Origin of the sequence: Actinosynnema sp. NPDC091369 (assembly GCF_044757065.1) — a bacterium.
In the GTDB taxonomy this organism is placed as follows: domain Bacteria; phylum Actinomycetota; class Actinomycetes; order Mycobacteriales; family Pseudonocardiaceae; genus Actinosynnema.
Genome location: NZ_JBIVUG010000003.1, coordinates 14,299 through 41,252 on the forward strand (window position 1 = coordinate 14,299; position 26,954 = coordinate 41,252).

Below are 26,954 nucleotides of genomic sequence, written 5' to 3' on the forward strand. Positions count from 1 at the left end.
CCGTGAAGCACCAGCGCGCGTTCCTCAACCCAACCGTAAGCTGAACTGATGCTCGACGTCCGCCGCCTGCGCCTCCTGCGCGACCTGGCCCACCTGGGCACGATCGCGGCCGTCGCCCGCGCGCACGCCTACACGCCGTCGGCCGTGTCCCAGCAGCTCGCCGCCCTGCAACGGGAAGCGGGCGTGCCGCTGCTGGAGCACACCGGCCGCAGCGTCACCCTGACCCCCGCCGCCACCGCGCTCGTCGGCCACGTCGAGACGATCCTGGCCGGCCTGGAAGCCGCGTCCGCCACCCTCGCCGCCGCCCGCACCGGCCTGTCCGGCACCGTGCGGATCGGCGCGTTCCCGAGCGCCGTGCCGATCCTGCTGCCCGCCGCCCTGGTCGCCCTCGGCCGTGACCACCCCGCCCTCGACCTCATGGTCACCGAGCTGGACCCGGTCGACATGCCGGACGCGCTGCGGGACGGGCGGCTGGACGTGGCGCTCTGGCACGACTACGACATCGCCCCCGTCGAACCGGACCCCGGCGTCGACTCCGTGCCGCTGCTGGACGAGACGGTGTTCCTGGCCGTGCCCGCCGAGGGCTGGGCCGACAACGGCGATCCGGTCGGGCACGCCCGCGAGTCGGCGTGGGTCGTCGGCACCCCCGGCACGCTCTGCCACACCGTGGCGATGCGGGTCTGCCAGGCCGCCGGCTACACCGCCAGGGTGCGCCACCACGCCGACGACTTCACCGCCGTGCTGGCGCTGGTCGCCGCCGGGCTCGGGGTGGCGCTCGTGCCGGAGCTCGGCGCCACCCACCCACCCGCGGGCGTCCGCCTGGTCCCGCTCGACGTCCACCGCCGCACCCGCATCGCCTACCGCCGGGGCGCCGGCGCCCACCCCGCCACCGCCGCGTGCGTCGCCGCCCTGAGATCCGCGACCGACGCCTACCTCGCGCCTCCCTCCCTGGAGTGAGGCGGAAGACCGCTCGCGCGGGCGAGTTCCACCGCGCAGGACCTGCGGCACGACGGTCGCGAGTCCGACGCCGCACCGGCAGGCCGTGATCGCAGCCCACGAGCCGGGTCCGGCCGTTCCCGGCGCGCGGTGACCGGGTGGTCGTCGCGGTCGAGTTGAGGCAGGCTGGCCGCATGGAGTACACCCAGCTCGGCCGTTCCGGCCTGTCCGTCTCCCGCCTGTGCCTCGGCACGATGAACTTCGGCCCGGAGACGTCCGAGGCCGACAGCCACACGATCATGGACCGGGCGCACGAGCACGGCATCAACTTCTTCGACACCGCCGACGTCTACGGGTGGCAGCGCGGCGAGGGCATCACCGAGAACATCATCGGCCGCTGGTTCGCGCAGGGCGGTGGTCGGCGGGAGCGGACCGTGATCGCCACCAAGCTGTACGGCGACATGGGGGACTGGCCGAACGAGAAGCGGCTGTCCGCCCTGCACATCCGGCGGGCCGCGGACGCGTCGCTGCGGCGGTTGCAGACCGACCACATCGACCTGCTCCAGATGCACCACGTGGACCGCGACACCCCGTGGGACGAGATCTGGGAGGCTTTCTCCGTGCTGCGGCAGCAGGGGAAGGTGATCTACTTCGGGTCGTCCAACTTCGCCGGGTGGCACATCGCGCAGGCGCAGGAGGCGGCCCGCGAGCGCCACTTCCTCGGCCTGGTCAGCGAGCAGTCGATCTACAACCTGGTCAACCGGTTCGTGGAGCTGGAGGTCCTGCCCGCGGCCCGGCACTACGGCCTGGGCGTGATCCCGTGGTCGCCGCTGGGCGGCGGCGTGCTGGGCGGCGTGCTGCGCAAGCAGCGGGAGGGCGGCGGCTCCCGCGGCACCTCCGGCCGCAGCCTCCAGGCCCTGGAGAAGCACCGGGACGCGATCGAGGCGTACGAGAAGCTGTCGGCGGACCTCGGCGAGGACCCGGCGCACGTCGGCGTGGCGTGGCTGCTGCACCAGGAGGGCGTGACGGCCCCGATCATCGGGCCCCGCACCGTCGAGCAGCTCGACGGCTCCCTGCGCTCCACCGAGATCGCGCTGGACGTCGAAGTCCTGGCCAAGCTGGACGACCTCTTCCCGGCCCCCGGCCCGAACGGCCCCAACCCCGCGCCTGAAGCCTATGCCTGGTGACGTGCCACCGATCGGGTGGTGACGACCTCGGAGGCGTTGCGTCGGCAGCTTGACCAGCGGAGACGTTGGCCGACCGGCGTCAGCCGGTTGGCCAACTCCTCCGTTGACGAGTAACATCCGGACTGGAGCCTGGCACCGCGGGTGCACAGGCGAGTCGCAAGGCCAGGTGCACCCGGGGCAGACCGGGACCCTGGCCTCACGCATGTCCGGACGGTGGCGTCGTCACCCCGTTCCAGTGCAACGTCGCCGTGCCGCAGTCGCCTCGCAGTCCCGGCAGCACTCGGCGGGGCGCGCCTCAGTCCTCGAAGTCCTCGTCGTCACGCGCCAGGTAGGTGGCCAGGCGCTCGACGGCCGTCTCGAAGTCCGGGTTCAGGTCCACGAACGCGCGCAGCTTGTCCGCCAGCCACGCGAACGTCACCTCCTCCTCACCCCGCCGGGTCTCCAGCTCCTCGATGCCGCGATCGGTGAAGTACACGGGTCTTCCTCCACGAAACGGCCGAGCCGTCGAAACCCGGGGGTCTCGACGGCTCGGCGCGAACCACCGGTTGTTACTCGAACGCCTTCGCGATCAGCTCGCGCTGCTCGACCTCGTGCACCTTGGACGAGCCCGCCGACGGCGCGGCCATCGGGCGGCGCGACACGCGCTTCACCGCGAACCGCTCCGGCAGCAGCTCCGGCAGCGCCAACCCGAAGAACGGCCACGCGCCCTGGTTCGCCGGCTCCTCCTGGACCCAGCGGACCTCGGTGGCGTTCGGGTAGCGGTCCAGCGCCTCGGTCAGCTTGCGCGCCGGCACCGGGTACAGCTGCTCGACCCGCACGACGGCGACGTCCTTGACGCCGCGCTTCTCCTGCTCGGCCAGCAGCTCGTAGTAGATCTTGCCGCTGCACAGCAGGACCTTGCGCACCGCGCTCGGCTCGACACCGCTCGGGTCGTCGATCACCGACTGGAACTTGTCCTCCACGAACGCCTCGACCGGGCTGGTCGCGGCCTTCAGGCGCAGCATCGACTTCGGGGTGAACACCACCAGCGGCCGGTTCACGCCGTCCAGCGCGTGCCGCCGCAGCAGGTGGAAGTAGTTCGCCGGGGTCGACGGCACCGCGATCGTCATCGAGCCCTCGGCGCACAGCTGGAGGAACCGCTCGATCCGGCCGGACGTGTGGTCCGGGCCCTGGCCCTCGTGGCCGTGCGGCAGCAGCAGCACGACGTCGGACACCTGGCCCCACTTCGCCTCACCGGACGAGATGAACTCGTCGATGATCGGCTGCGCGCCGTTGACGAAGTCGCCGAACTGCGCCTCCCACAGCACCAGCGCGTCCGGGTTGGCCACGGAGTAGCCGTACTCGAAGCCCAGCGCCGCGAACTCCGACAGCACCGAGTCGTACACCATGAACTTGCCCTGGTTCTCGGCCAGGTTCTGCAGCGGGGTGTACTCCTCGGACCGCTTGCGGTCCACCAGCGTGGCGTGCCGCTGCACGAACGTGCCGCGCCGCGAGTCCTGGCCCGCCAGGCGGACCGTGCGGCCCTCCAGCACCAGCGACCCGAACGCCAGCAGCTCGGCGAACGCCCAGTCGATGCCGCCCTCGCGGGCCATCTTGGCGCGCCGCTCCAGCACCGGCTTCACGCGCGGGTGCGGGGTGAAGCCCTCGGGCAGGTTCACGTGCGCGTCGGCGATCCGCTCGATCACCGACCGGTCGACCCCGGTGGGCAGCTTGGTCGGGACCTGCTGCTCCTCCTCGATCGACGGCGAGGTCTTGATCGGGTGCTTCTCCAGCTCCCGGACCTCGTTGAACACGTGCTCCAGCTGCGAGGAGAAGTCCTGCAACGCCTTCTCGGCCTCTTCGACGGAGATGTCGCCGCGGCCGATCAGGGACTCGGTGTAGGTCTTGCGCACCGAGCGCTTGGTGTCGATCACGTCGTACATCGCCGGCTGCGTCATCGAGGGGTCGTCGCCCTCGTTGTGGCCGCGGCGGCGGTAGCAGACCATGTCGATCACGACGTCCTTGTTGAACGCCTGCCGGTAGTCCACCGCCAGCTTGGCGACCCAGTAGCACGCCTCCGGGTCGTCGCCGTTGACGTGGAACACCGGCGCGCCGATCATCTTCGCCACGTCGGTCGAGTACTTCGACGAGCGCGAGTGCTCGGGCGCGGTGGTGAAGCCGACCTGGTTGTTCACCACGACGTGCACCGTGCCGCCGGTGCGGTAGCCGCGCACCAGCGCCAGGTTCAGCGTCTCGGCGACCACGCCCTGGCCCGCGAACGCGGCGTCGCCGTGCAGCGCGACCGGCAGCACGGTGAAGCCCTCGCCGCCCTTGTCCAGCATGTCCTGCTTGGCCCGGACGATGCCCTCGAGCACCGGGTCGACGGCTTCCAGGTGCGACGGGTTCGCGGTCAGCGACACCTTCGTCTCGCCGTCGCCGAACATCCGGAAGTACTTGCCCTCCGCGCCCAGGTGGTACTTCACGTCACCGGAGCCGTGCGCCTGGCCGGGGTCGAGGTTGCCCTCGAACTCGCGGAAGATCTGCGAGATCGGCTTGCCGACGATGTTCGCCAGCACGTTCAGCCGGCCGCGGTGCGGCATGCCGATGACGACCTCGTCGATCTCGTGCTCGGCGGCCTTGTCCAGCACCGCGTCCAGCAGCGGGATGACCGTCTCGCCGCCTTCGAGCGAGAACCGCTTCTGGCCGACGTACTTGGTCTGGAGGAAGGTCTCGAACGCCTCGGCGGCGTTGAGCTTCGAGAGGATGTACTTCTGCACGGTGGCCGGCGGCTTCTCGTGCGGCACCTCGACGCGCTCCTGGATCCAGAGGCGCTCCTCCGGGTCGAGGATGTGCATGTACTCGACGCCGACCGTGCGGCAGTACGAGTTGCGCAGCACGCCGAGGATGTCGCGCAGCTTCATCCGCTCCTGGCCCGCGAACCCGCCGACCGGGAACTCCCGGTCCAGGTCCCACAGGGTCAGGCCGTGCGACAGGACGTCGAGGTCCTGGTGGCTGCGCTGGCGGTAGTTCAGCGGGTCCGTGTCGGCCATCAGGTGGCCGCGGGTGCGGAACGCGTCGATCAGCTCGATCACCCGGGCGGTCTTGTCGACCGCGCCCTCGGGGATGTCGGCCACCCAGCGGATCGGCTCGTACGGCAGCCGCAGCGACGTGAACACGTCGTCGTAGAAGCCGTCCTCGCCCAGCAGGAGCTGGTGGATGCGCTTGAGGAACTCGCCCGACTCCGCGCCCTGGATGATGCGGTGGTCGTAGGTGGAGGTCAGCGTGATGATCTTGCTGACGCCCATGTCGGTCAGGGCCTGCTCGCTGGTGCCCTGGAAGTGCGCCGGGTACTCCATCGCGCCGACGCCGATGATCGCGCCCTGGCCCGCGGTCAGGCGCGGCACCGAGTGGTTGGTGCCGATCGTGCCCGGGTTGGTCAGCGAGATGGTGGTGCCGGAGAAGTCCTCGGCGGTCAGCGAGCCGGTCCGCGCCTTGCGGATCAGGTCCTCGTAAGCCTGCCAGAACTGCGTGAACGTCATGTTCTCGCAGCCCTTGATCGAAGCCACGACCAGCGAGCGGGAGCCGTCCTTGCCGGGCAGGTCGATCGCCAGGCCGAAGTTCACGTGCTCGGGCGTGACCACGAACGGCTTGCCGTCGACCTCGGCGAAGTGCCGGTTCATGTTCGGGTACGCCTTGAGCGCCCGCACCACCGCGTACCCGATGAGGTGGGTGAAGGAGACCTTCCCACCGCGGGTGCGCTTGAGGTGGTTGTTGATCACGATGCGGTTGTCGGCCAGCAGCTTGGCGGGCACGGCGCGCACGCTCGTCGCGGTCGGAACGGTGAGCGAGAGCTCCATGTTCTTCGCGATCGCGGCGGCGGCGCCGCGCAGCTGCTTCTGCTCCTCGCCCTGGGCCGGCTGCACCGGCGCGGCCTTGGCGGCCTGGGCGGGTGCGGGCTTGGCCGCGGGCTTCTGGGCCGGCTGGCCGGTCGCGGCTGCCTGGCTCTTCGGCTGCTGCGTCGGCGTCTGCTGCGTCTGCGGCGCCGGCGCGGCCTGCTTGGGCGCCGGCGCGGCGGTCGGCGCGGACTGGGCCGGAGCGGTCTTGGTGGCGGTCGTGGTGCCGTTCTCGGCGGCCGTCGTCGCCCCGTTGCCCGACCGCTGCGTCGACTTGTAGTCGGCGAAGAAGTCGTGCCAGGCCGGGTCTACGGACGACGGATCGGCGAGGAACTGCTCGTACATCTCCTCGACCAGCCACTCATTGGGGCCGAACTGAGAAGCAGGACTGCTGCTGGACACGGCTGGCGCTCGCCTCTATCCATCTCGCTCTTGGTAATGACTCACTCATGGTCAGGCTAGTCCCCCGTCTGGTGCAGTTCACACACAGGAGGGGCAGCGCACCGAGTGTTCCCTCACAGAATCGGTCAGGTGATCGGTCGGTGTTAGGGGTGCTTGAGCATCACTTGAGGTTAGGCCCGTCACACGTCCAGTGGTGCTTCGACTCGGAGTAGTTGTGCGCACGGCGGGGGTGGGTGCGGTGTGAGGTGTTCAGCAGGCTGAAACGTCGTCGATGGTGTGCCTTTGACCTGTGTGTTCAACTGTCCGGTTGACATGGCGGCCGGGGCTTCGTACTGTGTGTTCAACCGAGAGGTTGAGTAAGGAGATGGCGGTGGACGACCAGTTGTCGCGGGTGTTCTCGGCCCTGGCCGACCCGATCCGGCGCGACATGGTGGCGCGGCTGGCGGTGGCCGACGCGACCGTCAACGAGTTGGCCGAGCCGTACTCCGTGACCGTGCAGGCCGTGTCGAAGCACCTCAAGGTGCTCGAGGACGCCGGGCTCGTCAGCCGCCGCAAGCAGGCGCAACGACGACCCGTCCACCTCGAGGCGGAGGTGTTCGACCTGATGACGAAGTGGATCGAGCGCTACCGGCAGGAGGCCGAGCAGCGCTACCAGCGCCTGGACGCCGTGCTCGCCGAGATGGCGCAGACGTCCGAGCAGACACGAGCCGAAGGAGAAGCATCATGAGCACGACCACGCACCCCGAGACCACGATCAGCGCCGACCCGGCCCTGCCCACGATCCACATCACGCGCGAGTTCGACGCGCCGGTCGACGCGGTGTTCCGGGCGCACGTCGACCCCGAGCTGGTGGCGAAGTGGCTGGGCCCGCGCTCGTTGACCATGCTGGTGGACCGGTGGGACGCGACGACCGGCGGCGGTTACCGGTACACGCACGTGCGGGGTGACGAGCAGTACCGGTTCTACGGGTCGTTCCACGAGGTGCGGCCGAACGAGCGGATCGTGCAGACGTTCACGTTCGAGGGGTTCCCGGACGGCGTGTCCCTGGAGACGGTGACGTTCAGCGACCTCGGGGGTGGGCGGACCCGGCTCGACGTGCTCAGCGTGTTCGAGACGACCGAGGTCCGGGACGCGGCGATGGCCAGCGGCATGGAGACCGGGGTGGTCGAGGGGTACGAGCAGCTGGACGAGCTGCTGGCCTGAGTCCGGGGCCTGAGTCCGGGGCCGGGGCCTGCCCCGTGGCCGTTCACCGGTCGCGGGGCAGGCTCGTGTGGGGGAACCACTCGGCTGCGGCCTCCCGAAGGCGTCGCCGGTCGGGGTGGGGGTCGCTGGACGCCCACGCGACGTAGGAGTCGGGGCGGAGGAGGAGTGCGGTGGGGGTGGCGGTGTGGTCGGTGGTGGGGGCGGCGGTGGTTTTGGCGGTGACGGTGTCGATGCCGTCGAGGTGCAGGTCGCCGCGGTCGGTGAGGTCGATCAGCAGGGGGCGCGCGGCGCGGACCAGCTCGGCGAGGCGGACCGTGCCGTCCGGGGTGTGCAGGTCGAGGTCGGGGGCCGGGTGGCCGGCCAGCGGGTGGGCGTCGGCGGCGACCGGGTAGCGGACGTCCGCACCGGCGACCAGGTCGGCCAGGACGCGCACGACGCCGGGTTGGGTGAGCAGTTCGCCGAACAGGTGGCGCAGGCCGGTGACGTCGTCACCGGGCGCGAGCAGCGCGGCCTGGGCCTGCGAGTAGGTGATGGTCCGGTCGGCGGCGGGGCGGCGCTCGGTCTCGTAGGTGTCGAGCAGGTCCGGGGTGTCGTGCTTGATCGCGGCGGCCAGCTTCCAGCCCAGGTCGATGGCGTCCTGCATGCCGAGGTTGAGGCCGGTGCCGCCGGCGGCGAACACGTGCGCGGCGTCGCCGACCAGGAACACCCGCCCGTCCCGGTAGCGCTCGGCGACCCTGGTGTTGCCGCCGTTCAGCCTGCGCAGGACGTGCGGGCCGGGGCCCGGTGGCGGGTCGAGCGGGATGGCGGTGCCGAGGACGCGCGCGACGCTGGCGCGCAGTTCGTCGAGCGTCATCGGGGGTGGGGTGGCTCGTGGGGTGGTCGGTGGGTCGTCCCACTCGGTGGTGGCGATCAGCGGCGGGTGGCCGGGCAGCGGCGCGTAGGTGAAGCCGCCGCGGGCGGTGCGGATCGGGAGGAACGGCAGGACGGGGCCGTGACCGGGGACGTTCAGCGCGCCGGTCGCCGGGTCGATCCAGCCGGAGGGCACGGTGACGTGCGCGGACCGGGTGGTGCTGCGGTCGTAGGTGACGCCGGGGAAGCCGATGCCCGCGGCCTTGCGGACCGGGCTGTGCGCGCTGTCCGCGCCGACGAGGTAGCGGGTGCGCAGCTCGTAGGCGCCCTCGGGGCCGTTGGCGGTGATGGTCACGCCTTCGTCGTCCTGAACGAACCCGGCGAACTCGTGACCGCGCCGGATGTCGACGCCGAGTTCGGTGGCGCGTTGCTCGAGGACGCGGACGGTGGCGGCCTCGGGGGTGGGGAGGGTGTGGATCGGGCTGTCGTCGAGCAGGCCCAGGTTCAGCGGCATCGCGGCGAACATGAAGTACGCGTTGTTGGGGTGCGGTGGGCCGGGTCGGCCGCTGAGCGGTTCGAACAGGCCGCGCCGGTCGAGCATGGGGACGATCCGGCCGACCAGGCCGTTGGAGCGGGGTTCGGTGCCGGGTTCGAGCAGGCGCTCCAGCACGATCGGGCGGACGCCGCCCAGGGCGAGTTCGCAGGCGAGCATGAGGCCGTTGGGTCCGCCGCCGACGACGACCACGTCCATGGGTGCTCCTTTGGGGTGGGGATGCGGGTGGGGTGGGGGCGGGATCAGTGCGGGGTCGGTAGGCCGGCGCGGATCTGGTCGAAGACGTCGGCGAGCAGCGCGCCGATCGAGCCGGTGGGGTTGCGGGCCCAGCGGGACAGGGCGGTGCCGAGGCCGGCGCTGACCACCGCCGCGACGGTGTGCGGGTACAGGTCGTCCGGGTCGGTGCCCGTGCGGTCGGCGACGGCGGCGGTCAGTTCGTCCTGGGCGGCGGCGTGGGCACGGAACACCTCGAACTGGACCGCCGGTTCGGCGAGGAGCTTCTGGAGGGCGGCGGCGTAGCCCTTGGGTGGCTCGGCCGGGGTGCCGTCGTCGGCGGTGGGTGGCTCGAACTGGACGGTGATGGCGGCGAGGAGCGCGTCCCAGAGCGGTTCGTCGGCTGGACGTCGGCGCAGCTCTTCGGCCGTGCGGCGACCGCGTTCGACGTGGGTGGCGACGATCGCTTCGGCCTTGTTGGCGAAGTAGTTGCGGAACGTGCGTTCGGAGACGTTCGCGGCGGCGGCGATGTCTTCGACGGTGACGTCGTCCCAGCCGCGTTCCAGGGTGAGGCGGATGGCGGCTTGGCTCAGGGCGAACCGGGTTTCGCGCTTCTTGCGTTCGCGGAGGCCGCCGTCGCTGTTCGTCATGCGGCCAGGGTAGACGAAGTTGCCGGTTCGGAAAAGTTTCCGGTTCGGAAGTTTGATAGGTGGAGGTGGGAGAGGCGGCTCGGTGGTCCAGTCCGGCTCGGTGGGTGGGCTGCGGGTCCGTTGGGGTGGCGTTAGGGGACGTTGGCGGGGGTTTGGGGGTGGTGGTCGGTGGCGGTTTGGCCCTGGGACCAGAGGTGGGCGTAGGGGCCGTTGGCCTGCAAGAGGTCGGTGTGGGTGCCTTGTTCGACGATGCGGCCTTCGGACAGGACGATGATCCGGTCGGCGCGGGCGGCGGTGGCGAGGCGGTGGGCGACGACGAAGGTGGTTCGGGAGCCGGCCAGGTGGTCGCTGGCGGTGAGGACGGCGGATTCGGTGGCCGGGTCCAGGGCGGCGGTGGCTTCGTCCAGCAGGAGGATGGTCGGTTGGACCAGTTCGGCGCGGGCCAGGGCGACCAGTTGGCGTTGGCCGGCGGAGAGACCTTGCCCGCGTTCGCCCACCTGTTGGTGGAACGCGTTGGGCAGTGAGGCGACGACGGGGAGGGCGCCGACGGCGCGGACGGCTCGTTCGATCTCGGCGCGGGTGGCGTCCGGGTTGCCGTAGGCGACGTTCTCGGCGATGTCGCCGCCGAAGAGGTGGGCTTCCTGGGGGACGATGCCGAGGCGTTGGCGCAGTTGCGAGAGGTCGTAGTCGCGGATGTCGACGCCGTCCACCAGGACCGCGCCCTCGGTGGCGTCGTAGAACCTCGCGACCAGTTTGACCAGGGTCGACTTGCCCGCGCCGGTGGCGCCGACGAGGGCGACGGTTTCGCCCGGTGAGACGTGCAGGGAGATGCCCTCGACGGCCGGTTGGGTGGTGCCCTGGTAGGTGAACGAGACGTTGCGCAGCTCCACCTCGCCGCGCAGGTGGGTGACGGGCACGGGGTCGGCGGCGGGCGGGACGGTGGTCGGGGTGCGCAGCAGGTCGCCGATGCGGCTCAGGCCCACCCTGGCCTGCTGGTAGCCGTCGAAGACGCCGGAGAGCTGGTACAGCGGCGAGAAGAACAGGCCCAGGTAGAGCACGAACGCCAGCAGCACGCCGGGGGACAGGGTGCCGTCCGCGACCCGGTAGGCGCCGACGACGAGGATCGCGGCCTGCGCCACGCCCGAGAGCAGGGCCAGGAACGGGAAGTAGGTGGCGATGTAGCGCTGGGCCCGGATCCGGGAGCGGCGGTAGGCGTCGCTGCGCTCGGCGAACGCCTCGGCCGAGCGCGCCTCCCGCGTGTAAGCCTGGGAGACGCGCAGGCCCGAGACGTTCTCCTGGAGGTCGGCGTTGACGGCGCTGACCCGCTCGCGGGCTTCGGCGTAGGCGGCGGACGAGACGCGTTGGAAGATCGCGGTCGCGACGAGCAGGACCGGCAGCACGGCCAGCGCGACCAGTGCCAGGCCCGGGTCGGTGACCACCAGGGCCGCGGCGATGCCGACGACGGTCAGGACGCTGATCGCGAACGTGGTCAGGCCCGTCTGGAGGAAGCTGGACAGGGCGTCCACGTCGGTGGTCATCCGGGTCATGATCCGGCCGGCCATCTCGCGCTCGTAGTAGTCCAGGCCGAGTCGTTGCAGGTGGGCGTAGCTGCGCACGCGCAGCAGGTAGAGCAGGCGCTCGCCGACGCGGGACGTCACGACGGTGCCGGCGGCGGCGGACAGCCAGCCGAGGACCACCAGGGTGAAGCTGATCGCCACGGCGATCCACAGCCACTTGCCCTGGCCGCCCATGACGCCCTGGTCGATGCCCAGGCGCACGAGGTTCGGGGAGGCGACCGCCAGCGCGGTGTCGACGAGCAGCAGGCCGGCCACGCCGAGCATGGCCCAGCGGACCGGGTGGAGCAGGGTGCGCAGCCGGAAGCCCGGGTCGGGGGCGCGGGGGTCCTCGCCGTTCAGGGTCGGCACGTCCAGGGCCGGTGGCAGGGCGTGGACGCGGGCCATCAGCTCGGGGGTCGGTGGGGTGCCGCCCAGCAGCGCCGACGAGCCGCCACCGCCGCGGGTGACCTTGGTGGTGCCCACGGAGCGGTTCGCCGCGCGCACGGCCAGCTCGTCCTCGTCCGACTCGGGCCAGAGGTCCGGGGTCCAGCCGTCCGGGCCCGGTTCCAGGCGGGCGTCGGCGCGGGGGTCGACCTGCTCGATCGCCTCGCCCGGGCCCGCGAGCAGCTCGCGGTAGAGCCGGCAGCGGTGGTGCAGCTCGGCGTGGGTGCCGATGTCGACCAGCCGGCCCGCGTCGAGCACGGCGATGCGGTCGGCCAGCGCCAACGACGAGCGGCGGTGCGCGATCAGCAACGTGGTGCGCTCGGCCGTGACGGCGGCCAGCGTGCGGTGGATCGCGGCCTCGGTGGCGTTGTCCACGGCCGAGGTCGCGTCGTCCAGGACGAGCACGCGCGGGTCGGAGAGCAGGGCGCGGGCCAGGGCGACGCGTTGGCGCTGGCCGCCGGACAGGGTCAGGCCGCGCTCGCCCACGACGGTGTCGTAGCCGTGGGGCAGGGCCTCGATGAACTCGTGCGCCTCGGCCGCCCGCGCCGCGGCGCGCACCTGCTCGTCGGAGGCGTCCGGCAGGCCGTAGGCGATGTTCGCGCGGACCGTGTCGGAGAACAGGAACGCCTCCTCGAACACCGTGCCCACGGTCCGGCGCAGGGAGGACAGCCGCAGCTCGCGGACGTCCACGCCGCCCACGGACACCGCGCCCTCGTGCACGTCGTAGAACCGCGGCAGCAGGAGCGACACGGTGGACTTGCCCGAGCCCGCGGTGCCGACGACCGCCAGCGTCTCGCCCGGCTCCACCCGCAGCGACACGTCCGACAGCACGGGCTCGCTGCGCGTGTACCCGAACGTCACGTCCCGCAGCTCGACCGCGACCGGACCGGCGGGCACGTCCCGGTCGCCGTCCACCACCGACGGCTGCGAGTCGACCAGCTCGTACACCCGCTCCACGCCCGCGCGGGCCAGCTGGGCGGTCACCATCAGGCTTGCCAGCAGCCGGCTCGGGCCGACCAGCGTGGCCACGTAGGTCGCGAACGCCAGGAACGTGCCCAGGGTGACCTCGCCGCGCAGCGCCAGCCAGCCGCCCAGCGCCAGCACCGCCACCTGGCCGAGGTAGGGCAGCGCGTTCAACGTGGCGGACGGGCGGGCGGTCAGCCGGGCGGCGCGCATCCGCTCGGCGAAGAGCAGCTGGGCGCGCGTCTCCAGGCGGGCGACCTCGCGCGCCTCCTGGCCGAAGCCCTTGACCACGCGCACGCCGGTGACGGTCTCCTCGACCTGCTGCGCCACGTCGGCCGCGCGCTGCTGGGCCGACCAGGTGGCCGGGAACAGCGTCAGCCTGCTGCGCGCCGCGACCACGCCGACGGCGGGCACGATGACCAGCGCGATCACGGTCAGCAGCGGCGACAGCCAGAACATCGCCGCGATGGCCGCCACGGCGAACACGACCGTGCCGAACGCCAGCGGCGTCATCGACAGCAGGCTGTTGACCAGCTGGAGGTCGGTGATCGAGCGGGACACCACCTGGCCGGTGCGCAGCGCGTCCTGCTTCGGCCCGTCCAGCCGCTGCACCGCGCCGAACACGGCTTGGCGCAGGTCGTGCTGCACGTCCACGGCCAGCCGCCCGCCCAGGTACCGGCGCACGAACGCGGTGCCGAAGGTCAGCAGCTCCAGGCCGACCAGGACGACCGCGAGCCACGCCAACCGGTCGGTGCGGCCGGACACGGCGTCGTCCACCGCGACCTTGATCAGCAGCGGGCCGACGGCTTGCAGGCCCACGCCCACGACGGCGGCGAGCACGGACAGCACCACGAGCGCGCGGTGCTGCCAGCACGCCCTGGCGAGCCTGCGGATCCAGCCGTCGGAAGTAGTCACGGGGTCCAACATAGGTCGGACCACCGACGGTGTCGGCCCCCGCGGAGGTGACGGAGGCCGCCCCGAACTCCGGGACGGCCTCCGTCAGTCGATCGAGATCACTTCGATCAGGTGATGTCCTTGCGCTGCGTGGCCGCCCAGCCGCCGAGGAAGAACAGCGCCGTCCACACCAGGAAGATCAAGCCGCTCAACCACCAGTCGAACGCGCCCAGCGCGCCCGCGATGGCCCGCAGCCCCTCCACCAGGTCCTCCGGCACGACGCCCGCGTTGTCGAGGAACAGCGACGACGCCACCGAACCGGTCAGGCCGTTCACCGCGCCGTTGGGCAGGAAGCCGATGATCTCCGGCAGGCCCTGCGACGCCAGCACGAGCTGGATGCCGTTCTCCACGATCAGCATGTAGAGCAGCAGCACCACGGTGGTGCCCACGACGCTGGTCATCAGCGCGCCGACGCCGACGCCGAACATCGTCATCAGGATCGAGGACAGCACGCCGACACCGGCCAGCGCGAGCCAGCCGCCCGCGTCGGGCAGCATGGCGGAGTTCGAGGTCAGCGCGATGCCGACGCTCACCGACGCCACGATCGCGACGCCGAAGATCGCGCCCCACAGGATGTAGACGATCATCTTCGCGGCCAGCGAGGAGACCCGGTTCGGCGCGGTCAGGAACGTGGTGGTGATCGTCTTGCGGTTGATCTCGTTCGCGATCGCCAGGCCGCCGAAGATCATCGGGAAGATCGTGGCCACGTTGATGCTGCGGGCGATCCCGAACACCGACATCCGCCACTGCGACGGGTCCACGTTGAGGATCGTCGCCAGGTCCTCGGCGTCGGAGCTGCCCATGAAGTCCGAGACGGACTTGAAGATGGCGCCGGTGCCCAGCGCCCAGCCGAACGCCAGCAGCACGGTCGGGATCATCAGGCCCCACCACAGGCCCGTGGTGGTGGTCTTGCGGAACTCCGACTTGATCAGGTTGCCCATCACGCACCGCCCCCGAGGCCGCCCTGGCCGTGCTGCGGACCGTACGGGTTGTCCTGCGGCGGCTGCGGGGCACCCGGGTAGCCCTGTGGCGGCGGCTGGTAGCCCGGTGGCGGTTGTTGGTAGCCCTGCGGCGGTTGTTGGTAGCCCTGCGGCGGCTGCTGGTACTGCTGGTACTGCTGCTGGTAGCCCGCCGGCGGTTGCTGCTGGTAGGCGACCGGCTGCGCGTACTGGCCGGGCGGCGCCGCGTACTGGCCGTTGGTGAGCTGGAAGAACAGCCGTTCCAGGTCGGCCTTCTCCTCCTGGATGCCGTAGATCGACACGCCCGCCTTCAACGCGGTGTCGGCGACCTGCTTGGCCTCCACGCCGCTGACCGCGATGCGGCCGTCGGGCAGCTGCTCGATCCCGGTGACGCCGTCCTCGCGCAACGCGCCGACCAGCGCGCCGACGTCCGACGGCTGCACCAGCACCCGGCCCTGCTGCTGGTTGCGCAGGTGGTCCAGCGACCCGTAGTACATGGTCTGGCCGCGGCTGACGATCACCACCTGGTCGACGGTCTGCTCGACCTCGGCCAGCAGGTGGCTGGAGATCAGCACGGTCCGCCCGCTGCGCGCGTAGGACTGAAGGAACGTCCGCAGCCACGCGATGCCCTCCGGGTCGAGCCCGTTGGAGGGCTCGTCCAGCACCAGGATCTGCGGGTCGCCGAGCAGCGCGGTGGCCAGGGCCAGCCGCTGCTTCATGCCCAGCGAGTACCCGCCCGCCTTGCGGTCGCCCGCCGCGGCGAGCCCGACCAGCCCGAGCACCTGGTCGGCCCGCGAGTCCGGCACGCCGATCGCGGCGGCGTAGACCCGCAGGTGGTTGCGCGCGGTCCGCTTGGGGTGGAAGCCCTGCGCCTCCAGCACCGCGCCGACCACCCGGGCCGGGTTGCCGAGCTGGGAGTACGGGCTGCCGTTGATCAACCCGATGCCCGCGGTCGGGGTCACCAGGCCGAGCAGCATGCGCAGCGTCGTCGTCTTGCCTGCCCCGTTGGGGCCGAGGAAGCCGGTCACCGAACCGGGTTCCACCGTGAAGCTGAGGTTCTGCACCGCTGCGACCGGACCGAACTGCTTGGTCAAGTTCTGCACCACGATGCGGCCACTGCCGTCGTGCACGCGTCCCTCCCGAGTACTCCTACCGGGCGTCATCCTGCCCTAGGAGGGTCACTCCGGGAGCGCGTGTCGCGGTTTCGACACCACCCTCGGTATCTCCGCGGTGGTCTCGACCTCCGCCGAACGGCGCAGCGTGCGCAGCGGGCGGCGGCGTTCGCGGTGCGGCAGGCCGTCGCCGATGAGGTGCTGGTGGGCCATCGTCCACACCTGGCACGGCCACTTCTTGTGCCGCAGGATGCCGGGGCACGCGCCGCAGCGGCCGTCCGGATCCGGCTGGTGCACGGTCAGCAGCAGCCGCCACCCGTCGGCCAGGCGGTGGATCTCGGAGCGCGCGAGCGGCACCAGCGCCTCCGCCTCGCCGCTCTCGGCGGCCTCGTCCAGCAGCGCCAGCCGGCGCAGCACGGCGGCCCGCAGCACCTCGTCCACGCGGGTCACATCCGGCCGGCGGCTTGGTCGAGCAGGCGGTGCAGCCTGCGCGTCTGGGTGACGGACATCACAGCGGACTCGCCGGGTGGCGCGACCAGCAGAACCCGGTCGTCCTCGACGAGCACGGTCATCGACCGGTCCCGCCCGAACGGGTCGTGGCAGTCGATCCAGCCCTCGGGTTCAGCCATGTGCGCTCCGATCGGTGATGGCGCGGCGCGACGCCGCGCGAGCGGGTGACCCCGCTCCGTAGCTGCGGAGTTCCTGCCCAGTGCATCGGTCGCAGGGCCGTCGTGACTTACCCGTTATCACCCAAGTTCACTCGATTGCTTGAGCGCGCACACAGCGCGTTGCCACCGCCGGGCGAACTGTGGGCCGGATCGGTGGGGCCGCTGGGCACGGACCCGGGTTCCCGGCTAAGATTGGTCACGCGGCCCGCTCCCAGTGACCCCCAGGCTGGTTGAGCGGGCCGTCTTTCATGCCGAAGGGCCCCGCTCACGTGCTGTGAGCGGGGCCCTTCGCGGCAGGTGGGGCTAGATGTCCAGCGGGGTGTGGGTCATCCCGTGCGCCTGCGCCACCGGCAGGTTCGTCAGCAGGCCCTCGTGCGCGTTCAGGCCGAGCGCCAGCGACGCGTCGCCGCGCAGGGCCGTCTCCCAGCCGTGGTCCGCCAGCGCCACGGCGTACGGCAGCGTCACGTTGGTCAGCGCGTAGGTCGACGTGCGCGGCACCGCGCCGGGCATGTTCGCCACGCAGTAGAAGACCGAGTCGTGCACCTGGTAGGTCGGGTCGGCGTGCGTGGTCGGCCGCGAGTCGGCGAAGCAGCCGCCCTGGTCGATCGCGATGTCCACCAGCACCGAGCCGGGCTTCATGTCGGACACCAGCTCGTTGCTCACCAGCTTCGGCGCCTTCGCGCCGGGCACCAGCACCGCGCCGATGACCAGGTCGGCCTCGCGCACGGCCTGCTCGACGGAGTACCGGTTGGACGTGACGGTGCGCAGCCTGCCCTGGTAGAGGGCGTCGATGTGGCGCAGCCGGTCCACGTTGGTGTCCAGGATCTGCACGTCCGCGCCCATGCCGACGGCGATCGCCGCCGCGTTCAGGCCCGCCACGCCGCCGCCGATGACGACCACGCGCGCCGGGTGCACGCCGGGCACGCCGCCGGGCAGCACGCCGCGCCCGCCGGACGGCTTCATCAGCGAGAACGCGCCCACCTGCGGCGCGAGCCGGCCCGCGACCTCCGACATGGGGGCCAGCAGCGGCAGCGCCCCGTTCGCGGTCTGCACGGTCTCGTAGGCGATGGCGGTGGTGCCGGAGTCCAGCAGCGCCTGCGTCAGCGGCCGGTCGGCGGCCAGGTGCAGGTACGTGAACAGGACCTGGCCCTTGCGCAGCCGCGGGTACTCCTCGGCGATGGGCTCCTTGACCTTGAGCACCAGGTCGCCCTCGGCCCACACGTCGTCCGCGGTGGCCAGCACCTTCGCGCCGGCGGCCAGGTACTCCTCGTCGGTGATCGCCGAACCGAGGCCCGCGCCGGTCTCCACGACCACGTCGTGGCCGCGCTGGGTCAGCTCGTGGGCGCCCGCCGGGGTCAGCGCGACGCGGTACTCGTGGTTCTTGATCTCGCGGGGAACTGCGATCCGCACGGTGGGCTCCTTCGGCCGTTGTTACACCCAAGGTCCGGTACGGCGTTTTCGGTGTCATCGTGTCGCCCGCACCAACGCGGCCGTGCGCTGTTGTGCGGATCGAACAAGTCGTGGGGCGCGTTGACACCCGTCGGCGTGGGCACCTAGCGTTCGGGCGACCAACTGAACATCGGCCGCGGCGCGTCATGAGCGCCGGAACCCGCGCGGGAGAGACCTCGGTGATCGTGCCGGGGCGCCGAAGGAGCAAGCACCCCGCACACTCTCAGGCAGCGAGAACCGCTCGGGTGAGGCGACTCTGGAAAGCGCGCACGTCCGCGCACCCACGGTGCAAGCCGCCGCTCCGGCGACGGTGAAGCTCTCAGGTCCCAGGACAGAGTGGGGTCGGAGACCTTGCCGTTCTAGGGAGCGCTGTCGTGACCTTTCCGGACAACCTGCTGTACACGCCCGAGCACGAATGGGTGGACTGGGCACCGGGTACCCAAGAGCCCGTGGCGGTCGGCATCACGTCGTACGCGGCGGACTCGCTCGGCGACATCGTGTTCGTCGAACTGCCCGAGGTCGGCGCCGTGGTGACCTCCGGGCAGGTGTGCGGTGAGCTGGAGTCGACCAAGTCGGTCAGCGACCTGTACGCGCCGGTCAGCGGCGAGGTGGTCGAGGTGAACCCGGCGGCCGTGGCCGACCCGTCGCTGATCAACAACGACCCGTACGGCGGCGGGTGGCTGTTCAAGGTCGCGGTGACCGACGCGACGGGGCTGCTGACCGCGGCGAAGTACGCGGAACTGACCGGGGACTGACGTCATGGCGATCAGCGTGTTCGACCTGTTCTCCGTGGGGATCGGACCGTCGAGCTCGCACACCGTCGGCCCGATGCGCGCGGCGATGATGTTCGCCGAGCGGCTGCGGCCCGCGCTCGACTCCGTCGACCGGGTGCACGTGGAGCTGTTCGGGTCGCTCGGCGCGACCGGGCACGGGCACGGCAGCCCGAAGGCGGTCCTGCTCGGCCTGGAGGGCTGCCGGCCGGAGGAGGTCGACCCGGTCGAGGCGGAGCGGCGGCCGGCGGAGATCCGGGCCACCGGGCGGCTGCGGCTGGCCGGCGTGCGGGAGATCGCGTTCACCGAGGACGCCGACCTGGTCATGCACCGGCGCAAGTCGCTGCCGCTGCACCCCAACGGCATGAGCTTCTCCGCCCACTCGGGTGACACCGTGGTCGACTCGGCGGTGTACTACTCGGTCGGCGGCGGGTTCGTGGTGGATGAGACGGCCACCGGGACCGACCGGATCAAGGCGGACGAGACGCCGGTCGCGCACCCGTTCCGCAGCGGTGACGAGCTGCTGGCGCGGTGCCGGGAGACCGGGCTGTCGATCAGCGAGGTCATGCTGGCCAACGAGCTGTCGTGGCGGGACGAGGCGTCGGTGCGGTCGGGGCTGCTGCACATCTGGGACGTGATGCAGGAGTGCGTCGAGCGCGGCTGCACGGAGACCGGCGTGCTGCCCGGCGGCCTGAAGGTGCGCCGCAGGGCGGCCGAGATGCGCCGGCGGATGACCGTCGAGCACTACGCCACCGACCCGTTGCGGGTGATGGACTGGGTGACGTTGTTCGCGCTGGCGGTGAACGAGGAGAACGCCGCCGGCGGTCGCGTGGTGACCGCCCCGACCAACGGCGCGGCCGGCATCGTGCCCGCGGTGCTGCACTACTACACCCGGTTCGTGCCGGGCGCGTCCGACGACGGCGTGGTGCGCTTCCTGCTGACCGCGGGCGCGGTCGGCGTGCTGTTCAAGGAGAACGCGTCCATCTCCGGCGCCGAGGTCGGCTGCCAGGGCGAGGTCGGCTCGGCGTGCTCGATGGCGGCCGGCGGGCTGGCCGAGGTGCTGGGCGGCACGCCGGAGCAGGTCGAGAACGCGGCCGAGATCGCCATGGAGCACAACCTGGGGCTGACGTGCGACCCGATCGGCGGGCTGGTGCAGATCCCGTGCATCGAGCGCAACGCGTTGGCGTCCATCAAGGCGATCACGGCGGCGCGGATGGCGTTGCGCGGGGACGGCTCGCACTTCGTGTCCCTGGACAAGGTCATCAAGACCATGCGTGAGACGGGCAAGGACATGAAGGTGAAGTACAAGGAGACGGCCCGCGGCGGCCTCGCCGTGAACGTCATCGAGTGCTGACCCGGGGCGCGGGAGGCCGCCGTTGCGCGGCCTCCCGCGCCACCGCGCGGCCCATAATGCGCGGATGAGTGAGACACCCGCCGGTGAGCTGAGAGTGCAAGTCGATCGATTACGGACCCTCATCGAGGAAGTTCCGCGAGATGAGGTCCATGCGGCCGAGAGCCTCAAGAAGATCGCCGAGTCCTACGCGAAGTCGTGGTCGCGGTCCAACATCGGCTACCACTCCCGTGTCTACTACGAAGGTTTCCGCAGCCCACCTCCCGGACAACACTTCAACGCCGAGTGGGGGTTGGACGGTCACCTGACGCCCGGTCAGTGGGTGGAGGTCGATGCCGAGCTCGTCGCGGAGCGGATCAGGCGAGAGGCCGGTGATCCGGACGTCGAGCGGATCGAGGAAGCGGCGGACGCGGTGCGGCGGCACCTGGGCTCCATCCTCGACGAAGCGGACAGTGCGTTGTCCGCCTATTTGTCCTCCATCGGCGACTCGTACCTGCTCAACCTCAAGATCCGGCTGGGGCGGGCCCGGCCCACGGCTTACGACGACGCGCTCCGCCGCCAGTTGCCGGATGGCAAGCCGAAGAGCAGCGACGGCGTTGCCGTGAGGCAGGGCTTCATGGCCGCGCCGCACCAGGAGGTCGCGGCGAGCGCCACTGTGCTTCTGGACGCGGTCGAGTGCTGTGATGAGGTCGACCGCCTGCTGAACCTCGCGATCAAGTACCTGGAGCGCCTCGCGGGAAGGCCCTCGGTCGGTACCCGGCGCACCGGCACGCACGTCTTCATCGGGCACGGTCGCTCCGCGTTGTGGCGCGAGTTCAAGGACTTCGTCGAAGGTCGGTTGAACCTGCCGTGGGACGAGTTCAACCGGGTGCCGGTGGCCGGCACCACCAACGTGGAACGACTGGTCAAGATGCTGGACGAGGCGGCGGTGGCGTTCCTCATCCTGACCGCCGAGGACGAACGCGCGGACGGCGCGACCGTCGCCCGGCAGAACGTGGTGCACGAGGTGGGGCTGTTCCAGGGCCGGCTCGGCTTCTCCCGCGCCATCGTGATGCTGGAAGAGGGCTGTGCCGAGTTCTCGAACATCAGCGGGCTCGGGCACATCAGGTTCCCGGCCGGGAAGATCTCGGCGGCGTTCGAGGAAGTGCGCCGGGTGCTCGAACGGGAGGGCGTGCTCGACTGAACGTCCCGAGCCTTCGGGGCCGCCCTCGGAAGGGCGGCCCCGGCGTTCGGTCGGCCGTGCTCCCGCGGCTACGGCAGGACGGACTCGATCGCCTTCACGACGGTCTCGTCCTCGGGTTCGGTGCGCGGGCGGAAGCGGGCGACGACGTCGCCGGTGGGGGACAGCAGGAACTTCTCGAAGTTCCACTGGACGTCGCCCGCCGCGCCGTCGGCGTCCGCGAACGCGGTCAGCTCGGTGTAGAGCGGGTGCCGGGAGGGGCCGTTGACGTCGATCTTCTCGAACAGGGGGAACGTCACGCCGTAGGTGGTGGAGCAGAAGGTCGCGATCTCCTCCGCCGTGCCCGGCTCCTGGCCGGCGAACTGGTTGCACGGGAACCCGACCACGGAGAACCCCTGCGCCGCGTAACGCTCCTGGAGCCGCTCCAGGCCCTGGTACTGCGGCGTCAGGCCGCACTTCGAGGCGACGTTCACCACCAGCAGCGCCTTGCCGGCCAGCGCCCCCAGGCTCGTCGGCTCACCGGACAGCGTGCGCAGCGGGATGTCGTGGATGCTCATGACGGCGAGGCTACGTGCCGCTCCAGCAAGGCCCGCAACGCCGCCATCTCCGCCGCCAGGGCCGCCCGCCCGGCCGGCGTGACGCAGACCCACGTCCGGGGCCGCTTGCCGTCGTACCCCTTCTCCACCGCCACCAGTCCGGCCTGCTCCAGTACCGCGATGTGCCGCGACAGGTTGCCCGCCGTCAGCTCCAGGGTGGACCGCAGGTAGCCGAACTCGACCCGCTTCGCCTCGGCCGCGACGGTCAGGATGCCCAGCCGGTGCTTCTGGTGCACCACGTCGTCCAGCGACGCGGTCGGGTGCTCAGCCACGCCGCAGGCCCGCCAGTCCGCCGACGAGGAGCGCCAACCCGGGCAGCACGACCACGCTGCCGGTCGTCCAGACCGTCGGGTGCGGCACGGCGAGCGGCGTGAACGCGGCCGACACGCACAGCGCCACGAGGTACGCCGCGGTGGTCGTGGTGAACCGGGTGCTGCGCTCCAAGGCGGCCAGCACCACCAGGCCGAGGCCGATCGCGATGAACGGCGCGATCGCCGGCTGGTCGTGCTGGAGCACCGCCGTGCCCAGCACCGCCGCCGTCATCATCGCCACCCGCGGCGCGCCCCGGCGCCACAGCGCGGTCGCCACCGCGAGCACGATCAGCCCGACGCCCGTCTCCGAGTAGAACCGGAACGGCAGGCCCTCCAGCGCCACCCCGACCACCGGGCCGCTCAGCCCGATCGCCAACGCGCCGAGGTAGCCCCGCGTGGACGTTTCGATGCCCACCCGCGCACCACGCCGCCGGTACCACCACACCGTCGCCAGACCGCCCACCACCAGCACGACCAACCAGTACAGGCCCAGCGGCACGGGGTGGCGCACGGCGAACGCCCGCGTCGGCTCCTCGACCGGCACGTGCAGCGGCAGCGCCAAGAACGACGCCACGCCGAAGAACAGCAGCGGGAACGCGTAGGCGTGCCGGTCCGCCCGCGCGCGGCGGCGCAGCTCGGCCAGGTCGTCCAGCAAGTCTGCCACGCTGTCAGGTTTGCACCGCAAACCAACCGCGTCAACCACGCGGCCGGAAGATCGTCACCACCACCCGCAACCCCAGCAGCACGCTGATGACCAGCAGGTTGTAGCCGAACACCTGGAACAGCGAAATGTCCGGACCGACCTCGGGCCCGCCGTCCGCGCCCAGCAGCAGCACCGCCATCACGCCCGCGGTCGCGCCGAGCACGGTCAGCATCACCTGGTGCAGCAGCGAGACGATGAACCGCCGGTCGCGCTCGTCCGCGAACAGCCGCATGCTCATCCCCAGTCGCCCCTGCTCCAACGCGCTGGAGATGCGGTCCACCCGCCGGGGCAGCCGCCGCAGCATGGGCAGCACCGCGTGCAGCTCCTCGGCCATCGTGCGCCGCAGCGACTCCGGCGACAGGTGCGCGCTGAACTGCCTGTCCGCGAACGACCGCGACTCGACCACGATGTTGAACCCCGGCGACAGCGCGCCCAGCGTGCCCTCCACCGTGGCCAGCGCCCGGAACACCGCCGCGATCTCGGGCGGGATGCTCAGCCCGTGCCGGTAGACCAGCGTGAACAGGTCGCCGAACATCTCCACGTCCGGCCGCATCCCCGTGCTCAGGTGCCGTGCCATGAACTGCCCGAGCGCGCGCTCCAACTGCTGCTCGTCGATCTCGTCCGGCCTGGCCACCAGCTCCAGCAACGCGTCGCGCAGCCCCGCCGGGTCGCCGTGGTCGACGGCCAGCAGCAGCTTGCCCAGCGCCGACCGCAGCTGCGCGTCGATCCGGCCCACCGAGCCGAAGTCGAGCATGCCCAGCCGGCCGTCACCCAGGAGCATGATGTTGCCGGGGTGCGGGTCGGCGTGGAAGACACCGGTGACCATCACCTGGCGCAGCAGCGCGTCGAGCAGCGCGCGGGCCAGCGCGTCCCGGTCCACCGACTCCAGCGACGCCGACCGCACCGGCACGCCGTCCAGCCGCTGCATCACCAGCACGCGTGCCGTGCAGAGGTCCTCGTGCACGGCCGGCAGCACCACGTCGGTCCCGTCCGACGCCGCCCGCACGGCCGCCAGGTTGCGCGCCTCCACCCGGAAGTCCAGCTCCTCGCGCAGCGCGGCGGAGAACCCGGCGGCCAGGTCGCGCACGCCGATCGCCTTGCCCCAGCGCGTCCTGTCGTGCAGCGTGGACGCCAGCCGGTTCACGATGTCCAGGTCGCCCTCGGCGACCCGCCGCACGCCCGGCCGCTGCACCTTCACCACCACGTCCTCGCCGGACTTCAGCCGCGCCCGGTGCACCTGGGCGACGGACGCGGCGGCGATCGGCCGCTCGTCGAACTCGGCGAACACGTCCTCCGGTGGCTGCCCCAGCTCGGTCACCAGCACCTCGCGCACGGCCGGCCACGGCGCGGCGGGCACCTTGTCCTGCAACAGCGTCAGCTCGTCCACCACCTCCGGCGGCAGCAGGTCGGGCCGCGTGGACAGCACCTGGCCGAGCTTGACGAACGTGACGCCACCCTCCTCCAGCGCCAGCCGCAACGACCGGGCCAGGCGGGTGTCGGTGCGCTCCCGGCCGCGCAGGTACGGCCCGAGGCCGTGGCGGAACGCGATCGCGGTGATCCGGGAGTAGCGCCGGGTGCGCGAGACGCGCCCGCGCAACGCGCGCCACCACTCGGTGGGCGGCGGGATCGACCCGGTCGGGACCACGATCTCGGCGAACGTCAGCACGCCGATCATCAGCAGCAGCGCGATCCCGATCTGCACGGTCGCCAGCGCGGGCGTGGTCTCCGGGCCGGGCATGGCGCTCAACGCCGCCTCGCTGGACGTCAGCCCGACCATGCACGCGAGCGTGGTGCGGATCAGGCCGACGTGGAGGCCGAGGATGCGTCGTGCGGCCAGCGCCATGCCGAGCACCAGCGCCAGGAACGTCACCGGCACCCCGACCGTGTACAGCAGGAAATCACCCATACGTCTTCCCCCAAGCGTTCGCGCGGAGGATAGAGCGGACTTCCTGAGACGGTGCGTGTTCTACGCAGAGCTCCGATCACTCGGATGGCTCACTGCGGGGGTGGCGGCGGTGGACGTTCGGGCAGAGTCGTGTTGCCGCCCCGTTTCACGAATGTGAAGAATGTTGACGCATCTGCTGCGGAGTCCCTACGGTCCCTTCAGAGGTCCGAGGACCTTCGCGAGCCTCGTGGAGGGGCCCCGACTTCGGCGGCGGTGTCGCGGGCCCCTCCACGAGCGCCTCGCGCCGTCGTCGTCGGAGGTCGAGCGGTCAGAGGTCGAACACCGGTCCGGTCTCGGCCAGCATCACGCACGGGTTCGGGTACTCCGCCTCGAACGAGCGGGTCTCGCCGCGCCACGTGCCGGACGCCTTCACCCGCACCGGGTCGTACTCCAACGTGCACAGCGCCTGCCCGGTCGACAGGCCCTCGATCTCGCCGTCCACATCGGACAGCGCGAGGCAGGCTTGGTCGGCCCTCGGGTGCAGGCCGCCCGCGGGTTCGCAGGTCAGGTTCGAGAGCTGGAGCGCCTCGCCGCGCTGCACGCTGAGCACGAAGCTCGACTCCGGCGCGGTGAAGGCGGGGATCAGCGCGGCGATCGCCGCGAACAAGGGGAGTGGTGCCATGCGACCAGCCTGACCGCCGTGCACCGCCGCCTCCAGCGAACTCACCGGATCGTGTGGTTTCCTGCGCGGTGGCCTGCCGGTACCCGTGAGGCCGCGTCGCTGCGGATCTTCGCTGTGACGTGGATCACTCTGACGGTGGGTCGCGAGCCGGTGCGGGCCAGGGTGGTCGGATGGCTTCCGAGGTGCGCAGGGTGGCGCTCGCGAGTTCGGCCGGCAACGCGGTGGAGCTGTACGACTTCCTGCTCTACGGCACCGCGTCGGCGCTGGTGTTCGACAAGCTGTTCTTCCCCTCCTTCGACCCGCGCATCGGCACTCTGCTGGCGTTCGCCACGTTCGGCGCGGGCTTCCTCGCCCGGCCGCTGGGCGGGGTGGTGATCGGGCACTTCGGCGACCGCGTCGGGCGGCGGTCGATGCTGGTGCTGACGTTGACGGTGACCGGGTTGTGCACGGCCGCGATCGGGCTGCTGCCCACGTACTCCTCGATCGGGCTGGCCGCACCGGTGCTGCTGGTGCTGCTGCGGCTGGTCCAGGGGTTCTTCCTGGGCGGCGAGCAGGGCGGCGCGACGTTGATGGCGGTCGAGCACGCGCCGCCGGGGCGGACCGGCTGGTACAGCAGCTGGACGTTCCTCGGGTCGCCGGTCGGGTTGCTGCTGGCCAACGGGGCGATGGCGGCGTCGACGGCGGTGTCCGGGGACGCGTTCCTGAGCTGGGGCTGGCGGGTGCCGTTCCTGCTCAGCCTGGTGCTGGTGGGCGTCGGGCTGTACGTGCGGCTGTCGGTGGAGGAGAGCCCGGTGTTCCGCGAGGTGCGGGAGACGGCGGGGGCCGTGCGGCTGCCGGTGGCGGTGGTGCTGCGGCAGTCGTGGCGGAAGGTGCTGCTGGGCGCGGGGGTGAACCTCGGGTTCAACATGTTCATCTTCGTGGTGGCGACGTTCGCGGTGTCGTACGGGACGCGGCAGCTCGGGATGGCGCGGGGGACGCTGTTGAGCGCCGGGCTGATCGGGGCGTTCGCGCAGGCGGTGGCGATCCTGGTGTTCGCGCGGCTGTCCGACCGGGTGGGGCGGTTGCCCGTGATGCTGGGCGGGGCGGCGTTCCTGGGCGTGTTCGCGTTCCCGCTGTTCTGGCTGCTGGAGACGCGGTCGCCGGGGTTGGTGGTGCTGGCGATGGTGGTGGCGTTCGCCGGGTCGGCGGCGGTGTTCGGGCCGATGCCCGCGTACTACGCCGAGCTGTTCGGCACCCGCGTCCGGTACAGCGGCGTGTCGTTGAGCTACCAGCTCGGGGCCGTGCTGGGCGGTGGCCTCTCGCCGGTCGTCGCCACCTGGCTGCTGGGCGTCACCCCGACCCACGACTCGTGGCCGATCTCCCTCTACCTGATCGTCGGCGCCCTGATCAGCGCCCTCTCCCTGCTGGCCATCGGCGAAACCCTCCGCCGCACCCCCTCGTGAGTCCTACGTCCAGAACGCGAGAGTCCTACGTTCAGGCACCCCGAGTTGAACGCTCACGACGAAC

Annotated in this window: 23 protein-coding genes and 1 riboswitch; of the genes, 8 read left to right on the top strand and 15 right to left on the bottom strand. The window is 71.5% G+C overall.

The window, feature by feature from the left end; all coding sequences use genetic code 11:
* Positions 1-48: 48 nt before the first annotated feature.
* Complete coding sequence (locus ACIQMJ_RS12560; protein ID WP_499761089.1) at positions 49-957, top strand: LysR family transcriptional regulator; 909 nt, start codon at positions 49-51, stop codon at positions 955-957.
* Positions 958-1,130: 173 nt separating this feature from the next.
* A complete protein-coding gene (locus ACIQMJ_RS12565) occupies positions 1,131-2,123 on the top strand; it encodes an aldo/keto reductase (RefSeq protein ID WP_499761090.1) in 993 nt (330 codons plus the stop codon).
* Positions 2,124-2,418: 295 nt separating this feature from the next.
* Here the strand turns inward: ACIQMJ_RS12565 and ACIQMJ_RS12570 are convergent, their stop codons facing one another.
* Positions 2,419-2,598, bottom strand: coding sequence for a DUF6104 family protein (locus tag ACIQMJ_RS12570; protein WP_233820892.1), 180 nt, complete (start codon positions 2,596-2,598; stop codon positions 2,419-2,421).
* A gap of 73 nt (positions 2,599-2,671) precedes the next feature.
* Entirely contained in the window at positions 2,672-6,397 is a 3,726-nt protein-coding gene (locus ACIQMJ_RS12575) for a multifunctional oxoglutarate decarboxylase/oxoglutarate dehydrogenase thiamine pyrophosphate-binding subunit/dihydrolipoyllysine-residue succinyltransferase subunit (RefSeq protein ID WP_499761091.1), read from the bottom strand.
* A gap of 364 nt (positions 6,398-6,761) precedes the next feature.
* On the opposite strand from ACIQMJ_RS12575, the gene ACIQMJ_RS12580 reads away from it, so the two are divergent.
* A complete protein-coding gene (locus tag ACIQMJ_RS12580) occupies positions 6,762-7,124 on the top strand; it encodes an ArsR/SmtB family transcription factor (protein WP_499761092.1) in 363 nt (120 codons plus the stop codon).
* Positions 7,121-7,600 carry an SRPBCC family protein gene (locus ACIQMJ_RS12585; protein WP_499761093.1) on the top strand — a complete coding sequence of 160 codons (480 nt, stop codon included), beginning with the start codon at positions 7,121-7,123 and terminating at the stop codon, positions 7,598-7,600. Before ACIQMJ_RS12580 ends, ACIQMJ_RS12585 begins: the two co-directional genes overlap by 4 nt.
* A gap of 43 nt (positions 7,601-7,643) precedes the next feature.
* Here ACIQMJ_RS12585 and ACIQMJ_RS12590 read toward each other — a convergent pair whose 3' ends face one another.
* The 8 genes from ACIQMJ_RS12590 to ald form a co-directional block, all read right to left on the bottom strand.
* On the bottom strand, positions 7,644-9,200 hold the full coding sequence (locus tag ACIQMJ_RS12590) for an FAD-dependent monooxygenase (RefSeq protein WP_499761094.1): 1,557 nt from the start codon (positions 9,198-9,200) through the stop codon (positions 7,644-7,646).
* Between the two features lie 44 nt (positions 9,201-9,244).
* Positions 9,245-9,865: an acyl-CoA-like ligand-binding transcription factor gene (locus ACIQMJ_RS12595; protein WP_499761095.1), complete on the bottom strand. Its 621-nt coding sequence runs from the start codon at positions 9,863-9,865 to the stop codon at positions 9,245-9,247.
* Positions 9,866-9,996: 131 nt separating this feature from the next.
* Positions 9,997-13,755, bottom strand: coding sequence for an ABC transporter ATP-binding protein (locus ACIQMJ_RS12600; protein ID WP_499761096.1), 3,759 nt, complete (start codon positions 13,753-13,755; stop codon positions 9,997-9,999).
* A gap of 95 nt (positions 13,756-13,850) precedes the next feature.
* Positions 13,851-14,723, bottom strand: a complete 873-nt coding sequence (locus tag ACIQMJ_RS12605) for an ABC-2 transporter permease (protein WP_499761097.1) — start codon at positions 14,721-14,723, stop codon at positions 13,851-13,853.
* Positions 14,723-15,871 (bottom strand): ABC transporter ATP-binding protein, encoded by a 1,149-nt coding sequence (locus ACIQMJ_RS12610; RefSeq protein WP_499761098.1) that lies wholly within the window; start codon positions 15,869-15,871, stop codon positions 14,723-14,725. Before ACIQMJ_RS12610 ends, ACIQMJ_RS12605 begins: the two co-directional genes overlap by 1 nt.
* Positions 15,872-15,919: 48 nt before the next feature.
* Positions 15,920-16,294, bottom strand: coding sequence for a hypothetical protein (locus ACIQMJ_RS12615; RefSeq protein ID WP_499761099.1), 375 nt, complete (start codon positions 16,292-16,294; stop codon positions 15,920-15,922).
* A gap of 5 nt (positions 16,295-16,299) precedes the next feature.
* A complete protein-coding gene (locus ACIQMJ_RS12620) occupies positions 16,300-16,482 on the bottom strand; it encodes a hypothetical protein (RefSeq protein WP_141980702.1) in 183 nt (60 codons plus the stop codon).
* A 342-nt stretch (positions 16,483-16,824) separates the two neighbouring features.
* Positions 16,825-17,931, bottom strand: coding sequence for an alanine dehydrogenase (gene ald, locus ACIQMJ_RS12625; protein WP_499761100.1), 1,107 nt, complete (start codon positions 17,929-17,931; stop codon positions 16,825-16,827).
* A gap of 194 nt (positions 17,932-18,125) precedes the next feature.
* Positions 18,126-18,220: riboswitch (glycine riboswitch) on the top strand.
* 124 nt (positions 18,221-18,344) lie between these two features.
* Here ald and gcvH point away from each other — a divergent pair.
* Genes gcvH through ACIQMJ_RS12640 form a run of 3 tightly spaced genes read left to right on the top strand, consistent with a single transcriptional unit; the run spans position 18,345 to position 21,274 of the window.
* Complete coding sequence (gcvH, locus tag ACIQMJ_RS12630; protein ID WP_499761101.1) at positions 18,345-18,725, top strand: glycine cleavage system protein GcvH; 381 nt, start codon at positions 18,345-18,347, stop codon at positions 18,723-18,725.
* Positions 18,726-18,729: 4 nt separating this feature from the next.
* Positions 18,730-20,094, top strand: coding sequence for an L-serine ammonia-lyase (locus ACIQMJ_RS12635; RefSeq protein ID WP_499761102.1), 1,365 nt, complete (start codon positions 18,730-18,732; stop codon positions 20,092-20,094).
* A 22-nt stretch (positions 20,095-20,116) separates the two neighbouring features.
* Complete coding sequence (locus ACIQMJ_RS12640) at positions 20,117-21,274, top strand: TIR domain-containing protein (protein ID WP_499761103.1); 1,158 nt, start codon at positions 20,117-20,119, stop codon at positions 21,272-21,274.
* A 68-nt stretch (positions 21,275-21,342) separates the two neighbouring features.
* On the opposite strand, the gene ACIQMJ_RS12645 is transcribed toward ACIQMJ_RS12640, so the two are convergent.
* From ACIQMJ_RS12645 to ACIQMJ_RS12665, 5 genes are all read right to left on the bottom strand, one after another.
* The gene (locus ACIQMJ_RS12645; protein WP_499761104.1) at positions 21,343-21,828 is read right to left on the bottom strand and encodes a glutathione peroxidase; all 486 of its coding nucleotides are present in this window, start codon (positions 21,826-21,828) and stop codon (positions 21,343-21,345) included.
* Positions 21,825-22,139: a transcriptional regulator gene (locus ACIQMJ_RS12650; RefSeq protein ID WP_499761105.1), complete on the bottom strand. Its 315-nt coding sequence runs from the start codon at positions 22,137-22,139 to the stop codon at positions 21,825-21,827. Before ACIQMJ_RS12650 ends, ACIQMJ_RS12645 begins: the two co-directional genes overlap by 4 nt.
* Positions 22,132-22,842, bottom strand: a complete 711-nt coding sequence (locus tag ACIQMJ_RS12655) for a hypothetical protein (RefSeq protein ID WP_499761106.1) — start codon at positions 22,840-22,842, stop codon at positions 22,132-22,134. Before ACIQMJ_RS12655 ends, ACIQMJ_RS12650 begins: the two co-directional genes overlap by 8 nt.
* Before the next feature lie 31 nt (positions 22,843-22,873).
* Positions 22,874-24,787 carry an ABC1 kinase family protein gene (locus ACIQMJ_RS12660; protein WP_499761107.1) on the bottom strand — a complete coding sequence of 638 codons (1,914 nt, stop codon included), beginning with the start codon at positions 24,785-24,787 and terminating at the stop codon, positions 22,874-22,876.
* 307 nt (positions 24,788-25,094) lie between these two features.
* Positions 25,095-25,448 carry an SSI family serine proteinase inhibitor gene (locus ACIQMJ_RS12665; RefSeq protein WP_499761108.1) on the bottom strand — a complete coding sequence of 118 codons (354 nt, stop codon included), beginning with the start codon at positions 25,446-25,448 and terminating at the stop codon, positions 25,095-25,097.
* A 170-nt stretch (positions 25,449-25,618) separates the two neighbouring features.
* Between ACIQMJ_RS12665 and ACIQMJ_RS12670 the strand changes: the two genes are divergently transcribed.
* Positions 25,619-26,890, top strand: coding sequence for an MFS transporter (locus ACIQMJ_RS12670; protein ID WP_499761109.1), 1,272 nt, complete (start codon positions 25,619-25,621; stop codon positions 26,888-26,890).
* Positions 26,891-26,954 lie beyond the last annotated feature (64 nt).